The organism is Mycobacterium sp. 852002-51971_SCH5477799-a (assembly GCF_001667145.1).
GTDB lineage: Bacteria > Actinomycetota > Actinomycetes > Mycobacteriales > Mycobacteriaceae > Mycobacterium.
The window spans coordinates 78,408-95,211 of record NZ_LZIF01000113.1; the positions used below are offsets into that span (position 1 = coordinate 78,408).

Annotated in this window: 14 protein-coding genes and 1 pseudogene; 11 read left to right on the forward strand and 4 right to left on the reverse strand. The window is 66.3% G+C overall.

The window, feature by feature from the left end:
• Positions 1–62 precede the first annotated feature (62 nt).
• The 4 genes from A5753_RS18350 to A5753_RS18365 form a co-directional block, all read right to left on the reverse strand.
• Positions 63–704: a DJ-1/PfpI family protein gene (locus A5753_RS18350; protein ID WP_067131202.1), complete on the reverse strand. Its 642-nt coding sequence runs from the start codon at positions 702–704 to the stop codon at positions 63–65.
• The gene (locus A5753_RS18355; RefSeq protein WP_067131205.1) at positions 701–2,359 is read right to left on the reverse strand and encodes a glycosyltransferase family 87 protein; all 1,659 of its coding nucleotides are present in this window, start codon (positions 2,357–2,359) and stop codon (positions 701–703) included. The genes A5753_RS18350 and A5753_RS18355 overlap by 4 nt, the downstream gene beginning before the upstream one ends.
• Positions 2,356–4,839, reverse strand: a complete 2,484-nt coding sequence (locus A5753_RS18360; protein ID WP_156656158.1) for a transglycosylase domain-containing protein — start codon at positions 4,837–4,839, stop codon at positions 2,356–2,358. Before A5753_RS18360 ends, A5753_RS18355 begins: the two co-directional genes overlap by 4 nt.
• Before the next feature lie 181 nt (positions 4,840–5,020).
• Positions 5,021–5,455: a DUF5318 family protein gene (locus A5753_RS18365; RefSeq protein ID WP_065029591.1), complete on the reverse strand. Its 435-nt coding sequence runs from the start codon at positions 5,453–5,455 to the stop codon at positions 5,021–5,023.
• 334 nt (positions 5,456–5,789) lie between these two features.
• Here A5753_RS18365 and A5753_RS18370 point away from each other — a divergent pair, with 334 nt between their 5' ends.
• From A5753_RS18370 to A5753_RS18420, 11 genes and pseudogenes are all read left to right on the forward strand, one after another.
• On the forward strand, positions 5,790–6,332 hold the full coding sequence (locus A5753_RS18370) for a PadR family transcriptional regulator (RefSeq protein ID WP_067131390.1): 543 nt from the start codon (positions 5,790–5,792) through the stop codon (positions 6,330–6,332).
• A 56-nt stretch (positions 6,333–6,388) separates the two neighbouring features.
• Positions 6,389–7,489, forward strand: coding sequence for an inositol-3-phosphate synthase (locus tag A5753_RS18375; RefSeq protein ID WP_067131210.1), 1,101 nt, complete (start codon positions 6,389–6,391; stop codon positions 7,487–7,489).
• 112 nt (positions 7,490–7,601) lie between these two features.
• Positions 7,602–8,729, forward strand: a complete 1,128-nt coding sequence (locus A5753_RS18380; RefSeq protein ID WP_067131213.1) for an LLM class flavin-dependent oxidoreductase — start codon at positions 7,602–7,604, stop codon at positions 8,727–8,729.
• A complete protein-coding gene (locus A5753_RS18385; protein WP_067131216.1) occupies positions 8,726–9,895 on the forward strand; it encodes a sulfotransferase in 1,170 nt (389 codons plus the stop codon). Before A5753_RS18380 ends, A5753_RS18385 begins: the two co-directional genes overlap by 4 nt.
• Before the next feature lies 1 nt (position 9,896).
• A complete protein-coding gene (locus tag A5753_RS18390) occupies positions 9,897–10,700 on the forward strand; it encodes a sugar phosphate isomerase/epimerase (protein WP_082971376.1) in 804 nt (267 codons plus the stop codon).
• Between the two features lie 2 nt (positions 10,701–10,702).
• A complete protein-coding gene (locus tag A5753_RS18395; protein ID WP_067131222.1) occupies positions 10,703–11,911 on the forward strand; it encodes a DUF1214 domain-containing protein in 1,209 nt (402 codons plus the stop codon).
• A 21-nt stretch (positions 11,912–11,932) separates the two neighbouring features.
• On the forward strand, positions 11,933–12,847 hold the full coding sequence (locus A5753_RS18400) for an alpha/beta fold hydrolase (RefSeq protein ID WP_067131226.1): 915 nt from the start codon (positions 11,933–11,935) through the stop codon (positions 12,845–12,847).
• A 167-nt stretch (positions 12,848–13,014) separates the two neighbouring features.
• Positions 13,015–13,249 (forward strand): annotated as a pseudogene (locus tag A5753_RS24025) (NADH:flavin oxidoreductase); the annotation flags it as partial.
• A gap of 19 nt (positions 13,250–13,268) precedes the next feature.
• A complete protein-coding gene (locus tag A5753_RS18410; RefSeq protein ID WP_067131232.1) occupies positions 13,269–14,081 on the forward strand; it encodes an LLM class F420-dependent oxidoreductase in 813 nt (270 codons plus the stop codon).
• Between the two features lie 113 nt (positions 14,082–14,194).
• On the forward strand, positions 14,195–14,935 hold the full coding sequence (locus A5753_RS18415; protein WP_067131393.1) for a GntR family transcriptional regulator: 741 nt from the start codon (positions 14,195–14,197) through the stop codon (positions 14,933–14,935).
• Between the two features lie 49 nt (positions 14,936–14,984).
• Positions 14,985–16,799 (forward strand): ABC transporter substrate-binding protein/permease, encoded by a 1,815-nt coding sequence (locus tag A5753_RS18420; protein ID WP_067131235.1) that lies wholly within the window; start codon positions 14,985–14,987, stop codon positions 16,797–16,799.
• Positions 16,800–16,804: the final 5 nt, after the last annotated feature.

The window sequence follows — 16,804 nt, forward strand, 5'->3', positions numbered from 1 at the left end:
AACCGCATCAGGCTACCGGATAGCGGGCTGAGCAGAGAAATCCGGCCGAAGGCGCAACCTCGCTATTGCCGGGCACTCAGGTATTCGTCGGCCCTCGCCACCGTCGCGGGACCGGCCTTGGCGAGGGCGCCCGAGTCGAATGGCGGCTGCGGGTCGTATTCGATGAGCAGCTGCGCCGCCTGTGCGGCCTCGCGGTCGACGAGCAGTTCCACCAGACGCAGAGCCATGTCGATGCCGCTGGACACCCCGGCGGCGGTGATGATTCGCTCCGGCAGGTGTTCGACGACTCGCTGCGGCACGTAGCGGGCGCCCAGGTCATTGAGGAGGTCGGCGGCCCGCCAGTGGGTCGTGGCAGTGAGCCCGTCAAGCAATCCGGCCGCAGCCAGCAGCAGGGCACCGGTGCACACGGAGGTGGTGAACGTTGTGGTGGGGTGTACCGCGTGCAGCCACACCCGGATGGCCTCGTCGTGGATCAGCTGCCTGGTGCCGATGCCGCCGGGGAACACCACCACGTCGGGGGCGCCCACCTCGTCGAAGGTGGCGTCACAGCTGACGCCGAGCATTCCGTTCTCGGTCCGGACCTCACCGCGGTGGTGACCGACGAACACGACGTCGATCGACGGAATGCGTTGCAGCACCTCGTACGGACCGACGGCGTCGAGTGCGGTGAATCGGGGAAAGATCGGAATGGCAACCTGAGTCATGGCCTGGCGCCGCTTGCCACTGTGGGTTGCTCGTCGGCGTCCTCGGATGCCGGGGCGCTCGAGCGGCGCGACCCAGCCGGTCGCAGCCAGTCCGGCAACCAGCCGGGCGGGGCGTCAGCTGCGCGGTCGAAAGGTCCGCCCGCCGGATCGTCCACCCGTGCGCCCCATCGCACCAAATCCTCGCCGGGGCGGTATATCTGGCGAATCACCAACGCGCACAGGATGATAACCGCGAGGTCGCGCAGCAGCACCGTGGTGGTGAAGAACTGTTCGGGCAGAGAGCGGTTGGGGTTGCCGTACAGGTAATACATCCGTGGCACCCACACCAGCGCGTCGATGCTCATCCATGCCAGCAGTACCCGCCGGTGCGGCAGGGCCAGCACCGCCAGCGGCACCAGCCACAGCGAGAACTGCGGGCTCCACACCTTGTTGGTCAGCAGGAAAGCGGCGACCACCAAGAACACCAGCTGCGCCACCCGCGGGCGTTGGGGCGCGGTCAACACGATGAAAGCGATTGCGGCACAACACGCCACGAACAACACCGCGACAACGATGTTGAGCACCGTCGGAGGCTGCCAGAACCCGAGCTTGGAATCGAATCCCCGCCAACCCGTGAACGACTTGATGACGTTGTACACCGAGTCCATGTCGTCGCCGCGACGCGTGTTGAGCCGGAAGAACTCCGACCAGCCGCGCGGAAAAAACACCAGCACGGGCAGGTTCACCGACAGCCAGGTCATCCCGGCAGCCACCGTTGTCCGGGCCCACGCGCGGAACTGACCCGTCCGGATTCCCAGCAGCAGCATCGGGCCCAAGAACAGCAACGGATACAGCTTCGCCGCGGCACCCAAGCCGATCAGCACGCCGGCCAGCACCGGTTTTCGTCGCGCCCAGGCCAACAGGCCGGCCATCGCGAAAGCCGTTGCCAGCGCGTCGAAGTTGGTGAATATCTGAAAGATCAATATCGGCGAGCCGGCCACCAGGGCGGCGTCCCAGATCCGCTGTCCGGACAGGCCCGCACTCGCCCAGACGGTGGCAAGCCAGGCCAGCGCCAGCCCGAATGCCGCGATATCAAAGAACATCACCACCTCGGCGACCACCGGAAGGGGGGCGAGCTTGCTCAGCGCGGTGTAGGTCTTGGCCAGCGCCATCGACACGTACTGGTAGATCCCCGTCAGCACCGGATACTCCATGTAGCGCACCGCGGGCTGGCCGTCGTAACGGATCTGCTGGGCGCCGGTCGAATCGGTCTCGACCCAGCTCGACTTGTAGGGAAACTTGCCTTGGCTCAACAACTCTGCGCTGTAGAGCGGCACGGTGTCGGAGTAGCACAACTCGTAGTAAGCGCGTTGGTTGTCCCAGTTGGCCACCCGCTGATCGCCGGTCCCGGTGCCGGTGCTTTGCAGACAGGCCGCCTTCGTCGACCAGCCCAGCGCCAGGAAGACCAGGCCGATCAAGAACATCACCCGCAGCGGGGTCATCAGCCGAGAGCGTCCGATCAGGGCGTGCCGCCCCACCGGCCCCCCGACGACATCGGCGAGCGCGGCGCCCAGAAAGTCGTTGCGGCTCGGGCAATCTCGGTTGTCGGCGCTGCGCAGATCCGCGGCCAGCGGCTGCGGTGAAGCGGTCGCGCCGTGCTCCGCGGCGTCGGTCACGGTGGCGGTGGCGGCGCTTGGGGCCCACCCGGCGGGACGCCACCGCCCGGGGGGCCACCAAATGGGGGGCCACCACCCGGGACGCCACCGAACGGGCCGCCCGGCTCCGGGCCACCCGGCGGGCCGCCGGGCGCCGGTGGCGCCGCGGTGATCGTCGTGGGCGGACCGACCGGAATGGTGATGCCCGGCGCGACTTCGATCGTGGGCTGGATGACAGTCTCCGACGGCGGAGGGGGTGGCGGGGGCGCCACGGGCACACCCGCGTAACCGCCGATCTCCGTCGGCTTGGGGAAGGATTCGTTGGACGTGCCCTTGAGCGCCCCGTCCATCGTGGACTTCCAGATATCCGACGGCAGCCCCGACCCGTAAACCGGTCCGCCCGAAGCGGTTACCAGCGGGCTATCACCTTTGGCCGTGCCCACCCACACCGCCGTCGATAGCGACGGTGTGTAACCCACCATCCAGGCGTCCTTGTTCGAAGTGGTGTCCCCGAGCTGGGTGGTGCCGGTCTTGGCGGCCGACGGCCTACCGCCGGCCAGCGCGTGGCCGCGCGAGTAGGCGGCGATCGGCACCATGGCCGCGGTGGTGTTGTCGGCGACGGCCTTGGGGACGCGTTGCTCGCTCTTGTTGTCGGAGTTGGCGGCGTCGAAGAGGACCTGGCCGTCGGAGTTGACCACCTTCTGCACGAAGTGCGGTTGGTGATAGACGCCGGAGGCCGCCAGCGTGGCGTAAGCGGAGGCCATGTCGAGCACCCGGGTTTGATACTGGCCGAGCACGATTCCGTTGTTCGGCGGGCCGCCCTTGCCGTCCTCGGAAAGCGTGTGGTCCACACCGGGGAAGCTGGTCGCCACCCCGGCTTGGTGCGCGGCGTCGGCGACGGCCTGCGGGCCCCCCTTGAGCTTGAGCATCAGCCGGTAGTAGGAGGTGTTCAGCGACATCTTGAGCGCCTGGGCGAGGTTACAGGTCCCGCAGCTCTCGCCCTCGACGTTGGTGATCTTGATGCCATCGACCGTCAGCGGCGAGCTGTCGACCTGATAACCCAGCCCAATGCCTTGTTCCAGGGCGGCCACCAGCGCGAACACCTTGAACGACGACCCGGTCTGCAGCCCGGCCTGGGCGAAGTCAAACCCGTTGGCGTCGGTGCCGCCGAAGTATGCGCGTATTGCGCCGTCGTGCGGATCGACCGAGACCGCGGCCGAACGCATGTCGGGGTCTTGGCCGTCGAGGTATTTCGACACCGCCTTCTCCGCCGCTTGCTGGGCCTTCGGATCGATCGTGGTGGTGACCTGCAGTCCCTGGGTGTTCAGGGTGCGCTCGTCGATGTTGAACAGCTCCATCAACTCTCTGGTCACCTGACGCTCGATCAGCCCGTTGGGCCCGGTCGTCTGGTTCTGCGCGCGCGCCTGATCAGGCGGCACGGTGGGCGGGAACTGCTGCGCGGAACGGTCACTCGATGACAGCGCCTTCGTCTCCACCATGCCGTCGAGCACCCACGCCCAACGGGCCCGGGCGCCCTGCGGATCGACCGCCGGGTCGAGCGTGGACGGGCGCCGGATGAGCGCGGCCAGCAGCGCACCCTCAGAGACCGTGAGCTGCTCGACGGGTTTGTTGAAGTAGGCCTTGGTGGCGGCCGAAATCCCGTAGGCGCCCCGTCCGAAGTAGATGATGTTCAGATAGGCCTGCAGCACATCGTCTTTCGACCACTCCCCCGACATCTTGGTGGCGATCACCAGTTCCTTGGCCTTGCGCATCAGGCCGCTGACCCCATGCTGGGCCGAACCCACCAGCGCGTTCTTCACGTACTGCTGCGTGATCGTCGAACCACCCTGCAGGTCGCCGCTGCCGAAGAGGTTGTTGTTCACCGCGCGCACGAAACCGCTGAAATCGAACCCGGGGTTCGAGTAGAAATTGCGGTCTTCGGCGGCGATCACCGCCTGGCGCACGTGCACGGGAACTTGGTTGATGTTGACGTCGACCCGATTGCCTTCCGGCGGGATGATCTTGGCGATCTCCGAGCCGTCGCTGGCCAGGATTGTCGAAACCTGGTTGGTGCGAAGGTCGCCCGGCTTGGGAATGTCGACGATGAAGTACGCCATCGCGAACGTGACGATCGGCAGCAGCACCAGCACCGCCGCGCTGATGTAGGCCGCTCGCCGGACCCACAGCCAGTTGATCTGCTCGGTCCAGGCCCAGTCGCGCCACGGTGGCGCGGGCCGGCCACCGGGACCGCCGGGTCCTCCCGGACCTCCGGGGCGCCGCGGCGGAGGGGGCGGCCCGCCGGGAGGACCACCGCCGAGGCTGGCCCGCTCCTGCCGGCCGGACGCCGGCCCCCGGCCATCCAGTGCGGCCTTGACCTCGTCGAGCGCGTCGCGCCGCAAGGGCGTCGAAGGGGGCCCGGCCAGCGCGGCCTTGACTTCCTCGATGGGATCGGAGCGCCGGGGCGCCCGCTCGTCTCTGACCGGCGGCAGGATCGTCGTCATCCGGTCATCGGGCGGCCCCTGACGGCGCCGATTGATCGTCGGCGGCGCCTCCCGGTGTTCGGGGTTCCGCCGATCGGCGTCCGGGCGGTCTGGCCCCGGACGCTCATCAGAACTCTGATTGCCTACACGCTCAGTCGCTGGCCCACGCTGGTCACCGGACGACTGACTGTGGCGTCCATCGTTATTCAATGGCCGTGCGGGCGTTGTTGCGCGCCGTCCGCGTGCGTCCGGTTCCCCTGGGCGGAGGTGCGGTGCGCGCCGCACCGAGCACATACGACTTGACGAGATGGTTCCAGCTGCAGGTCCGGCACACCTCCACCACGTGGACGGCGAACTCCTCGAAGCGGGTTGCCAGCATCACCAATTCTTCGGCCGTGCGCGCTGAGCCCGACACCGCACCAAGGTGTTCCCCGAACACCCATGACACCAGCGTCAACTGCTCCTTGCGGCAGATCGGGCACATGACCTGACTCGGTTTGCCGTGAAACTTGGCGGCGCGCAGCAGATACGGGTTCGCGTCACAAACCTCGGAGACACCGGTGCGGCCGGAGTACACCTCGGCCAGCAGTGAGCGCCGCCGGAGCGCGTAGTCCACCACCTGTCGCTGCAGTCGCACGCCCACCAGAGTACGTCGCCATCCCGAGCAGGGATACGCAACCGAACCGTCGCGGTCCTTCCCGGCGAATCAACGGTGGTTTCTGCGCCAAACCGGGACCGGACTTCTACGATCATCCCCGTGGTGAAACGGCTCACTGCCCGCCCTCGACTCGCACCCGAAGGTCGCGCGAGTCGGCGGCTGGGGCGATCCGACAAGTTCGGCCAAAAGTTCCTGTGACGAACTCCGAACCAACGTTTGGTGGTGTTGTGGCTAATATATCGAGACGATACGATTGCGCGAGGCGTCGAACCGTCGTAACCAGCCACGCAAATCCTTCAGGGAGGTGATTCGATTGCTGGAGCTTGCCATCCTGGGTCTCCTCATCGAGTCGCCCATGCACGGCTACGAGTTGCGCAAACGGCTGACCGGCCTACTCGGCGCGTTCCGGGCGTTTTCGTACGGATCGCTCTACCCGGCCCTGCGGCGCATGCAGGGCGAGGGGTTGATTGCCGAGAACGCCGCCCCGGCCGGGACGCCGGTTCGGCGGGCCCGCCGTGTCTACCAGCTGACCGACGAGGGCCGCCGGCGCTTCGGGGAACTGGTGTCCGACACCGGTCCCCACAACTACACCGACGACGGCTTCGGGGTACACCTGGCTTTCTTCAACCGGACTCCGGCAGAGGCGCGGATGCGCATTCTGGAAGGCCGCCGCCGTCAGGTCGAGGAAAGGCGGGAAGGTCTGCGCGAAGCAGTTGCGCGGGCCAGTAGCTCGTTCGATCGCTACACCCGTCAGCTTCATCAACTGGGGCTCGAGTCCAGTGAGCGCGAAGTCAAGTGGCTCAACGAGCTCATCGCTGCGGAGCGGGCTATGCCCGGCCTCTCCGAGCAAACGTAAACCCCTGCACGAATCCAGCATCCCAGTCAGTGGTTAGAGGTTAGGAGAACGCCCATATGAGTGAGCAGAACGCGCCGCAGGCGTCGACGGAGGTACGAGTCGCCATTGTCGGCGTCGGTAACTGCGCGTCTTCGCTGGTTCAGGGCGTGCAGTACTACTACGACGCCGACGCGAACAGCACCGTGCCCGGTTTGATGCACGTGAAGTTCGGCCAATACCACGTTCGCGACGTGAAGTTCGTCGCCGCGTTCGACGTGGACGCCAAGAAGGTGGGCTTCGACCTGTCCGAGGCGATCTTCGCGTCGGAGAACAACACCATCAAGATCGCCGACGTGCCGCCCACCAACGTGACGGTGCAGCGCGGCCCGACGCTGGACGGCATCGGCAAGTACTACGCCGACACCATCGAGGTGTCCGACGTCGAGCCCGTCGACGTGGTCCAGGCGCTGCGCGAGGCCAACGTCGACGTGCTGGTCTCGTACCTGCCGGTGGGCTCCGAAGAGGCCGACAAGTTCTACGCGCAGTGCGCAATCGACGCGGGCGTGGCATTCGTCAACGCGTTGCCGGTGTTCATCGCCTCCGACCCCGTGTGGGCCAAGAAGTTCGCCGACGCCGGGGTGCCGATCGTCGGTGACGACATTAAGAGCCAGGTCGGCGCGACCATCACCCACCGCGTGATGGCCAAGCTGTTCGAAGACCGCGGCGTCCAGCTGGACCGCACCATGCAGCTCAACGTCGGCGGCAACATGGACTTCCTCAACATGCTCGAGCGCGAGCGCCTCGAGTCCAAGAAGATCTCCAAGACGCAGGCCGTCACGTCTAACCTGCAGCGCGAGTTCAAAACCAAGGACGTGCACATCGGCCCGTCCGACCATGTCGGCTGGCTCGACGACCGCAAGTGGGCCTATGTGCGGCTCGAGGGCCGCGCCTTTGGTGACGTGCCGCTGAACCTGGAGTACAAGCTCGAGGTCTGGGACTCGCCGAACTCCGCGGGCGTCATCATCGACGCGGTGCGCGCCGCCAAGATCGCCAAGGACCGCGGCATCGGCGGCCCGGTGATCCCGGCGTCGGCCTACCTGATGAAGAGCCCGCCGCAGCAGCTGCCGGACGACATCGCGCGCGCCCAGCTCGAAGAGTTCATCATCGGCGCAGACTAGTCATCGTCTGCTCGACCGAACTGGCCCGTCACCTCGAAGGTGGCGGGCCAGTTCGGTTGCGGGCGGCGAAATCATCGACACGATGCTGTGCAGGTGCTTAGCATCAGTCTCGATGACCGTTCAGCCCGCAGCGTTTCTGCGCACCACGCTCCCCCTCGACCTGTCCGGGCTCGCCGGGCTCGACAGCGGTCGCTACCACTCGATCTGGCTGCCCGATCACATGGTCAGCTTCTGGCCGGACTCGATCTGGACATCCGAATTCACCGACCTGGCCACCGCCTCCCCGTCGCCGCACCGCCACCTGGACGGACTGACGGTGGCGGCCGCGGCGGCCGTGCTGACCGAGCGGGTTCCTCTGGTCAGCGCCGTGGTCGACACCGTGCGCCGCCACCCCGCGATGCTCGCGCAGACGGCCCTGACCATCGATCACCTCGCCAAGGGGCGTTTCATCCTCGGGCTGGGCAGCGGCGAGAGCGAAAACACGGTGCCCTACGGCTTCGACTTCGCGCGCTCGGTCAGCCGTTTCGAGGAAGCGCTGGCGGTGATCCAGTTGCTGTGGCGTAGCGACGGCCCGGTCGACTTCGCCGGCCAGTTCTATGCACTGCACCACGCCCGTTTGGACACCGAACCCTACGAGGGCCGGCTACCGCCGATCTGGATCGGCGCCAGCGGTCCACGGATGCTCGACATCGCGGGCCGGTACGCCGACGGGTGGTGGCCGGCGGGCGCCTGGACACCGGAGCACTACGCCCAGATGCTCTCTGCCGTGCGGTCATCCGCCGAACGCGCCGGCCGCGACCCGATGGCGATCACCCCCTGCTTCATCCAGGTCTGCCTGATCGGTGCGGACGACGCCGCCCTCGCCGAGATCCTGCAGGCGCCCCTGGTCAAGGCCTTCCTTCTGCAGGTTTCCGCAAAGACGTTGAGCGGCTTCGGTTTTGAACATCCGATGGGTGAAAACTGGCGCGGATTTCAGGACATCGACCCGGCCGTCCTCACCCGGGAGCGAATCGTGGAGTTTCTCGACAACGTGCACCCCGATATGGTCCTCGCCGTCGTGCCCCATGGCACACCGAACGAGGTCGCCAAGATCGTCAAGACGTACGTCGACGCTGGCCTGCGCGTACCCAAGATCCTCGACTATGGCGCGATGGCCGGCTTGGAATACGCACAGGCTTCGGCAGCGAATGTCCGCGCCGCCGAGGACGAACTGGTACGACTCTGCGGGGACCTGCCGTGACAACACGTTTGGACGCCGCGGAGATGCTCGCCGCCGCCGAGGCGGAAACCGGGCTGCGCGACTACGGCGATCCCACTCTGCCCGAACGCTTCGCCGTCGCCGTCGACCACCTGAATGATCTGGGCATGGGCGCCGATGGTCGCTTCGAGGCCGCGCAGGTGTGTCGTTGGCTGCTGACGTCGCGCCTGGAGTTCATCGAGGACCGCAACCGCTACCCGATCGGCGCCGAAGTGATCGAGTCCCCGATGTTCGTCACCGGCGAACCGCGTTCGGGGACAACGCTTATGCACGCCCTGATGTCGGTCGACCCGCACGCCCGGGCGCTGCGGTTCTGGGAGGTGATGTACCCCTCCCCGCCACCGGGGCTGGCCGCACCCGATGACCACCGCCGGACGCGTGCGGACGCCGACTGGCGCGAGATCAACGCCAAAATGCCCAAGTGGCTGCACAGCCATCCCTACAACGACATGCTCGGCGACGGCCTTCCCGAAGACGAACGCACCTGGGCGTTCGACTTCCGGGTGATGACCCCGACGGCCTGGTGGCGGGTGCCGATGCAGTCACTGGTCGGCGGTCTGGCGACCGACCCGGCCGCGCAATATCGGCTGCACAAGGCCATGCTGCAGCAGCTGCAATACCAGCGATCACGAAAATACTGGGTGCTGAAGGGTTTTCACGGCTTCCGGCTCAAAGAGATGTTCAACGCCTATCCCGACGCCACGCTGGTGTGGCTGCACCGCGATCCGGTTCAGGTCGCCGCCTCACGCACGAGGATGATGGCCGACATCGCCGAAGGTATGGTCGGTTCCGTCGACCTTCACGCCCTTGCCAAGCTGCACCTGGAGCTGACACGCGCCGGAGTCGCCAACACGATGAGCAATCCCATGGTGGACGATCCGCGCATTCTGCACATCCGCTACGCCGATTTCGTCGCCGACCAGGTGGGCACGGTGCAGCGTTATTATGCGTTCGCCGGCCGCGAGGTCACGCCCGAAGCCGAATCCGCCATGCGCGACTATTTGGCCAACAATCGCGGCGACCGGTATGGCAAGTTCCGCTACTCCACCCAGTTGCTCGTCGATATCGGTGAAGACCTCGATGCGCTGCACGCCGAATTCCGGCCGTTCCGTGAACGATTCGGCGTCGAAATCGAAACCCGTGCCTGACGTGACGACACCTCACAAACGTCTGTCGGTCCACGACGTAACCTTCTTCGGCGCTTCGTTGGCTGAGCTGGAACAGCATTGGGCGGACCTCGGTGTGTCGCGATTAAGCGTCTTGGACACCGAACTGCTCGACCCGCGATTCCCAAAGCTATTGCAGCGCAACAACTACACCGTCGAGGCGGTGTGCCACATCTTCGGTCGTGGACGGCTGGGCGTCGGCGCGCACGCGGCACGGGACGCGCTGTTGCCAGTGATCGATGCCGCGGCCGAGGTGGGTGCGCGCGTGGTCTACATGCTGACCGGCGGTCGGGGCGCACTGACCTGGCCCCAGGCCGCCGACCGCTTCAGCGCCATGATTGCCCCCTGCGTCGAGCACGCGAAGCAGGCCGGCGTGGCGCTCGCGATCGAGAACGCCTCCAGCCTGTACGCCGACATTCATCTCGCCCACACCCTGCGCGACACCGTCGCGCTGGCCGAGATGAGCGGGCTCGGCATCTGCATCGAGTTGTTCCACTGCTGGGCGGAGGGCGATTTCGAAGCGATGGTGCAGCGGGCTCTGCCACGAACCGAGCTCATTCAGCTCAGCGATTACGTGCTGGGTGACCGTGCACTTCCGGGTCGTGCGGTGCCCGGCGACGGCGCGATCCCGCTCGAGACGTTCATCGCCCAAGCCCTGGGCGGCGGTTACGCGCACGGATTCGACCTGGAACTGATCGGGCCCCGCATCAACGCGGAGGGCCGCCTGCAATCCGCGCGACGCGCCTGTGAGATCGTCGGCGCGATGCTGAACAGATTGGGTGCCTGACAATGGCTTTCGGCGACGGCGACGACGACGCGGCACTGCACTCGGCGTGGACCGAATTCTGTGCCCGGCTGCAACGCGCAGGCGAACAAGTCTTCAAAGACGTCAACCCGCCCGCCGGAGTGCAGCGCGTTGACGCCTACCGGTTTCTCACCCAGAACCTCGGGCAGGCCTTCGATTTGGCGCTCGAGACACGCGACACCGGCTACCCGGTGCTGCACACCTTCTGCGGCCCGACGCGCAAGCTCGGCGGGGACTGCGCCGACTTCACCTACCAGCAAGCCTGGATCGACGGACACTCGGCCTATCGGCTCACCGGCACCCGCGGCACCGCGCGCTTCTTCAACGTCACCGTGCAGGGACGACGCACGCCCGGCCCGGGCGTCCTGCACGAACCGTTCGGTGACACACCGCAAGCCAACCTGCTGGGCCACCAACTGGATATCGGTGACGACGGACAATTCGAGCTGTACATCGGCGGGCCCGAGCGGGGGCCGAACTGGCTGCCGACCACGCCGGAGTCACGAAAGCTGTTCATTCGCCAGGGGTTTGATCGCTGGGACGAATCGCCGGCGCAGATGCACATCGAACGCATCGACATGGCCTCCCCCAAGCCGTTGCCCTCCCCCGCCGACATGGTCGACGCGATGCGCTGGGCCGGTGATTTCGTCACGGGCCTGATGTCCGATTGGCCCGAATTCCCCTTCGCCTACGGCGGCGTCGACGCCGCGCACCCGAACACGTTTCCGCGCGTCGGCACTACTGACGCCGACAACAAGCGCGGCCGCGCCGCCGCCAACATGTATTGGGAGCTCACACCCGACGAGGCACTGATCGTCGAGTTCGAAGCCCATGCCGGGCTGTGGATGTTCACCAACATGGGTGTCTTCTTCAACAGCATGGACTACCTGTACCGCCCGGTGAGTTACACACCGAGCCGCACCAAAGTCGACCACGACGGCCGCATCCGGCTGGTTATGGCTCACCGGGATCCGGGCGTGCACAACTGGCTGGACACCCAGGGTTTCGAGCGCGGCAACCTGACCTACCGGCACATGCTCGAGGGTGAACCCGCCGTGCTGAACGCGCGGGTAGTCAAGCACGACGACCTGCTCGCCGCCCTGCCCGCGGAAACTGCCATGGTGAGCACATCAGAGCGCGCCGCCGCGATGTGGGAACGCTTCCATGGCATTCGCCGCCGTTACCCTCTGTAGCCAGGTCTAGGGTCAAAGATCGTGACCGAGATTTCCGAAGACGAACTGGCCGAGCTGTCCGAATTCTCGCTACTCTCCGAAAACGCCGAGCAGGCCGGCGTCTCCGGGCCACTCCCCGACGCCCAGCGCGTCGAGTCCGGCATGGGCGAAAACAAGATCAGCGCGCTGCGGTGGGGCAGCACCGCCCCGCGGATCGTCTTCTTCCACGGCGGCGGGCAGAACGCGCACACCTGGGACACCATCATCGTCGGGCTTGGCGAGCCCGCGCTGGCGGTCGACCTTCCCGGCCACGGCCACTCCGCCTGGCGTGAGGACGGCGACTACTCGCCGCAGCGCAACGCCGACACCTTGCTGCCGATCCTGCGCGAACACGCCGCGTCGGCCGATCTCGTCGTTGGCATGTCACTGGGTGGATTGACCGCGATCCGGCTGGGAGCGGTGGCCCCCGAACTGGTCAACGAGCTGGTGCTGATCGACGTCACCCCGTCGGCGCTGCAACGGCATTCGGAGATGACCAAGGAGCAGCAGGGCACGGTGGCGCTGATGCACGGGGAACGCGAATTCCCCAGCTTTCAGGCCATGCTCGACTTGACGGTCGCGGCGGCGCCGCACCGCGAGGTGAAGGCACTGCGCCGCGGGGTGTTCCACAACTCGCGCAGGCTGGAAAACGGCCAGTGGACGTGGCGCTACGACACCATCCGCACCTTCCCCGACTTCGCCAGCCTGTGGGACGACGTCGACGCTTTATCCGCACCCGTGACCCTGGTGCGCGGCGGCTCATCGGGATTCGTCAATGACGAGGACACGGCCGAGCTGGGCCGGCGCGCAAGGCAATTCCGCTCTGCGCATGTCGTCGAGAATTCGGGCCACTCTGTCCAAAGCGACCAGCCGCGCGCGCTGATCGACATCCTGCGGGGAGTGCTCGACGCGCGCTGAGCCATCATGACCGACCACGAACGCCGCACCAGATCCACCGGGCGGCCGCGCGACGCCTCGATCGACGACCGCGTGCTGTCGGTGACGCGTGACCTGCTGGTGGAGGTTGGCCCTCCCCGTTGCGCCTGGGCGCCTTACCCTGAACAACCGCTTCATCAAGGCGGCGACCTTCGAGGGCGTTGGGCGGCATCAATCGGCTCGATGGAAGACTCGCTCGCCGAGGGATTCCAGTTCGTGGCGATGGCACGCGCGTTGCTCCGAGATCCCTACCTGATCAAGCGATTTCGCGAAGAGACGGCCGCAGAAGGGTTGTGCATCCACTGCATGAAATGCATGCCCACCGTCTACAGCGGAACCCACTGCGTCGTACGCCAACGGATCGAGGCGGCAACCGCGCGTTGAGGGAGCCTACGGTGGGGAGATGACTTCTGACCGTCCCGTGCGTATCGGTGTCCAGCTGCAGCCGCAACACGCGCCGCAGTACAGCCAGATCCGCGACGCCGTGCGCCGCTGTGAGGACATCGGCGTCGACATCGCCTTCAACTGGGATCATTTCTTCCCGCTCTACGGCGATCCCGACGGCGCACATTTCGAATGCTGGACGATGCTGGGAGCCTGGGCCGAGCAGACATCGCGCATCCAGATCGGTGCGCTGGTGACGTGCAACTCCTACCGCAATCCGGAGCTGCTGGCCGATATGGCCCGCACCGTCGACCACATTTCCGGTGGCCGACTCATCCTGGGCATCGGTTCGGGTTGGAAACAAAAGGACTACGACGAGTACGGCTATGAATTCGGGACCGTCGGCAGCCGCCTGGACGACCTGGCGACCGCGCTGCCCCGGATCCAAGCTCGGCTGACCAAACTGAATCCGGCTCCCACCCGCGACCTCCCAATCCTGATCGGCGGCAAAGGCCCACGAAAGACGCTGCGTATGGTCGCCGAATACGGCGATATTTGGCACGGCTTCACCACCGTCGAGACCTACCCGGCCGCGGCGGCCGTGCTGGAAGACCATTGCGCCGCCGTAGGGCGCGACCCATCCACCATTGAGAGGTCGGCCGGAGTCGAGAACACCAGCGGCGTTCGCCGCGGCGAGGGCGTCGACGGGTTGATCGCCAACGCCGAAGGCCTCGCCGCGCTGGGCGTGACGCTGCTGACCGTCGGTGTGAATGGCCCGGAATACGACCTGGCCGCCGCCGATGCGCTATGCAAGTGGCGCGATAGCGGCTAAACCGGCCGCGCGGCATTTGAGTTGATTCGCCAAACACCTAAACGCGCGCGCCAACTCGTGAGAAACTCTCACCGCTAGATGGCCGAGCCGGTGTGAAAGAGACTCAACAAAAGATGCCGAAGAAATACGGGGTCAAAGAAAAGGACCTGGTTGTTTCGCACATCCTGCACCTTTTGTTGACCGGGAAGCTGCGCACTGGGGACCGCGTCGACCGCAATGAGGTTGCGCTGGGCTTGGGAGTGAGCCGGGTCCCTATTCAAGAGGCGCTGGTCCAACTCGAACACGACGGCATTGTGTCCACGCGTTATCACCGTGGCGCCTTCGTCGAACGGTTCGATGAAGCCACCGTCGTCGAGCACCACGAGCTCGACGGGCTGCTCAATGGGATCGCATCCGCCCGCGCGGCGACCAGCCCAACTCCGCGAATTCTGGGCCAACTCGATCGGCTCTTGCGCGCGCTGCGCAGCGCCAAGGATTCACGCGCGTTCACCGACACCGCCGCCGAATACCGACGCACGGTCAACGACGAGTACGCCGGTCCGCGGCTGCATGCCACCATCCGCGCATCCCAGAACCTCATCCCCCGCCTGTTCTGGACGACCTTTCAGAGCGGGCGCGACGAGATGCTGCCGTTCTACGAGGACGAGACTGCGGCGATACAGCGCCGCGACCCCGACGCCGCGCGCGCAGCATGCGTCGGCCGCTCCTATCTGATGGCCCAAACCATGCTGGCCGAACTGTTCCGGCGGCGGGTCTTCACCCCGACCGACGACTTCAGCCGGGTCGCCTCCGGCCCGCTGCAGGTCATCCCCGACGCCGACACCGTCCGCGGCGGAGCCTCGCTGCCACTTTGAACCGACTCTGAGCGGGCCGCGTCGCCGATCAGTCGTTACGGTGACACTGATGAGTTCGCGTGTGGACCGGCACACCAAGCGCCGCGGAAGGGCATTCGGCCTGGTCGCAACAGTCTTTTTCGTATGCGGCGTCGCGTTGGGCGGACCGGTTGCGCCGGCGGCCGCCGACTCGAATCAATGCGCGCCGGCCGGCCTGGACAGCGCCCGGACGCTGCCTAAAGACTTGACCGAGAACCCGACCACCGGCGAGGACGACCGCGACACAACGGCATCGGTCGAGCCGATCGGTGCGGTCGACGTCGACGGCCTGGGCCTCGGCACGCCGGGCGTCCTGACGGTCGGCACGCTATCGGACGCCCCGCCCAACATCTGCATCAATCCCACCGGCGAATTCAGCGGCTTCGACAACCAATTGCTGCGCGCCATCGCCGACAAGCTGGGCCTGCAGGTCCGCTTCGTCAGCACCGACTTTTCCGCGCTGCTCGCCCAGGTGGCCTCCCGGCGCTTCGACGTCGGCTCGGCGGCGGTCAAGGCCACCGATGCCCGTCGGCGCACCGTCTCCTTCACCAACGGCTACGATTTCGGCTTCTATTCGCTGGTGGTGCCGCCCGGTTCGGCCATCCACAAATTCGGCGACCTCGCGGCCGGCCAACGCATCGGCGTCGTGCAAGGCACCGTCGAGGAGTCTTACGTCGTCGACGTACTGCATCTGCAACCCGTGAAGTATCCGGGCTTCGCCACCTTGTACGCCGGCCTCAAGTCCCGCCAGATCGATGCGTGGGTGGCGCCGGGAAGCCTCGCGGCGACCGTCATCCGCCCGGGTGATCCGGCGGGGGTCGCCGCGAATACTTACAGCCCAGGCAATTTCGTTGCTTATGCGGTCGCCCAGAGCAACAAGAGCCTGATCGACGCGCTCAATTCCGGGCTGGACGCCGTCATCGCCGACGGCACCTGGGCGCGCCTGTACACCCAATGGGTGCCGCGGACGATGCCGCGCGGGTGGAAGCCCGGCTCCAAAGCCGCGCCCTTCCCCAAACTGCCGGACTTCGCCGCGATCGCGAAACAACACCGCTCGGCCGCGGGCCCACCCGCCCCGAAAGCACCGCTGGCCCAGTTGGGTGAGTCGTTCTTCGACTGGGATATGTACCGACAGGCCATTCCGATCCTGTTCACCACCGGATTGCCCAATACCTTGATTCTGACCAACAGCGCCCTCGTGATCGGCTTGGCGTTAGGCATGGTGTTGGCGATCGCGGGGATCTCGCACCGGCGCTGGCTGCGCTGGCCGGCGCGGGTTTACACCGACATCTTCCGCGGCCTGCCCGAAGTGGTGATCATCTTGCTGATCGGGATGGGCGTCGGCCCGTTGGTCGGCGGGCTGACCAACAAGAATCCCTACCCGCTCGGCATTGCCGCGCTGGGATTGATGGCCGCCGCGTACATCGGCGAGATATTGCGCTCCGGAATTCAAAGCGTCGATCCCGGGCAACTGGAAGCGTCCCGGGCACTGGGCTTCAGCTATGTCACCGCGATGCGGCTGGTGGTGGTACCGCAGGGAATCCGCCGCGTGCTGCCCGCCCTGGTCAATCAAGCCATCGGACTGCTGAAGGCCTCCGCGCTGGTGTACTTCCTCGGCCTGATTGCCGATCAGCGAGAGCTGTTCCAGGTCGGACGAGACCTCAACGCGCAGACCGGGAGCCTGTCGCCGTTGGTGGCCGCCGGTCTGTTCTACCTGCTATTGACCATCCCGCTAACGCATTTGGTGAACTACATCGACACCCGTCTTCGTCGCGGCCGCCGCACCGCCGCACCAGAGGACGACGCCGACATGCTTGCGACGACCTTCGGCCAGGAAATCACGTGACCTCC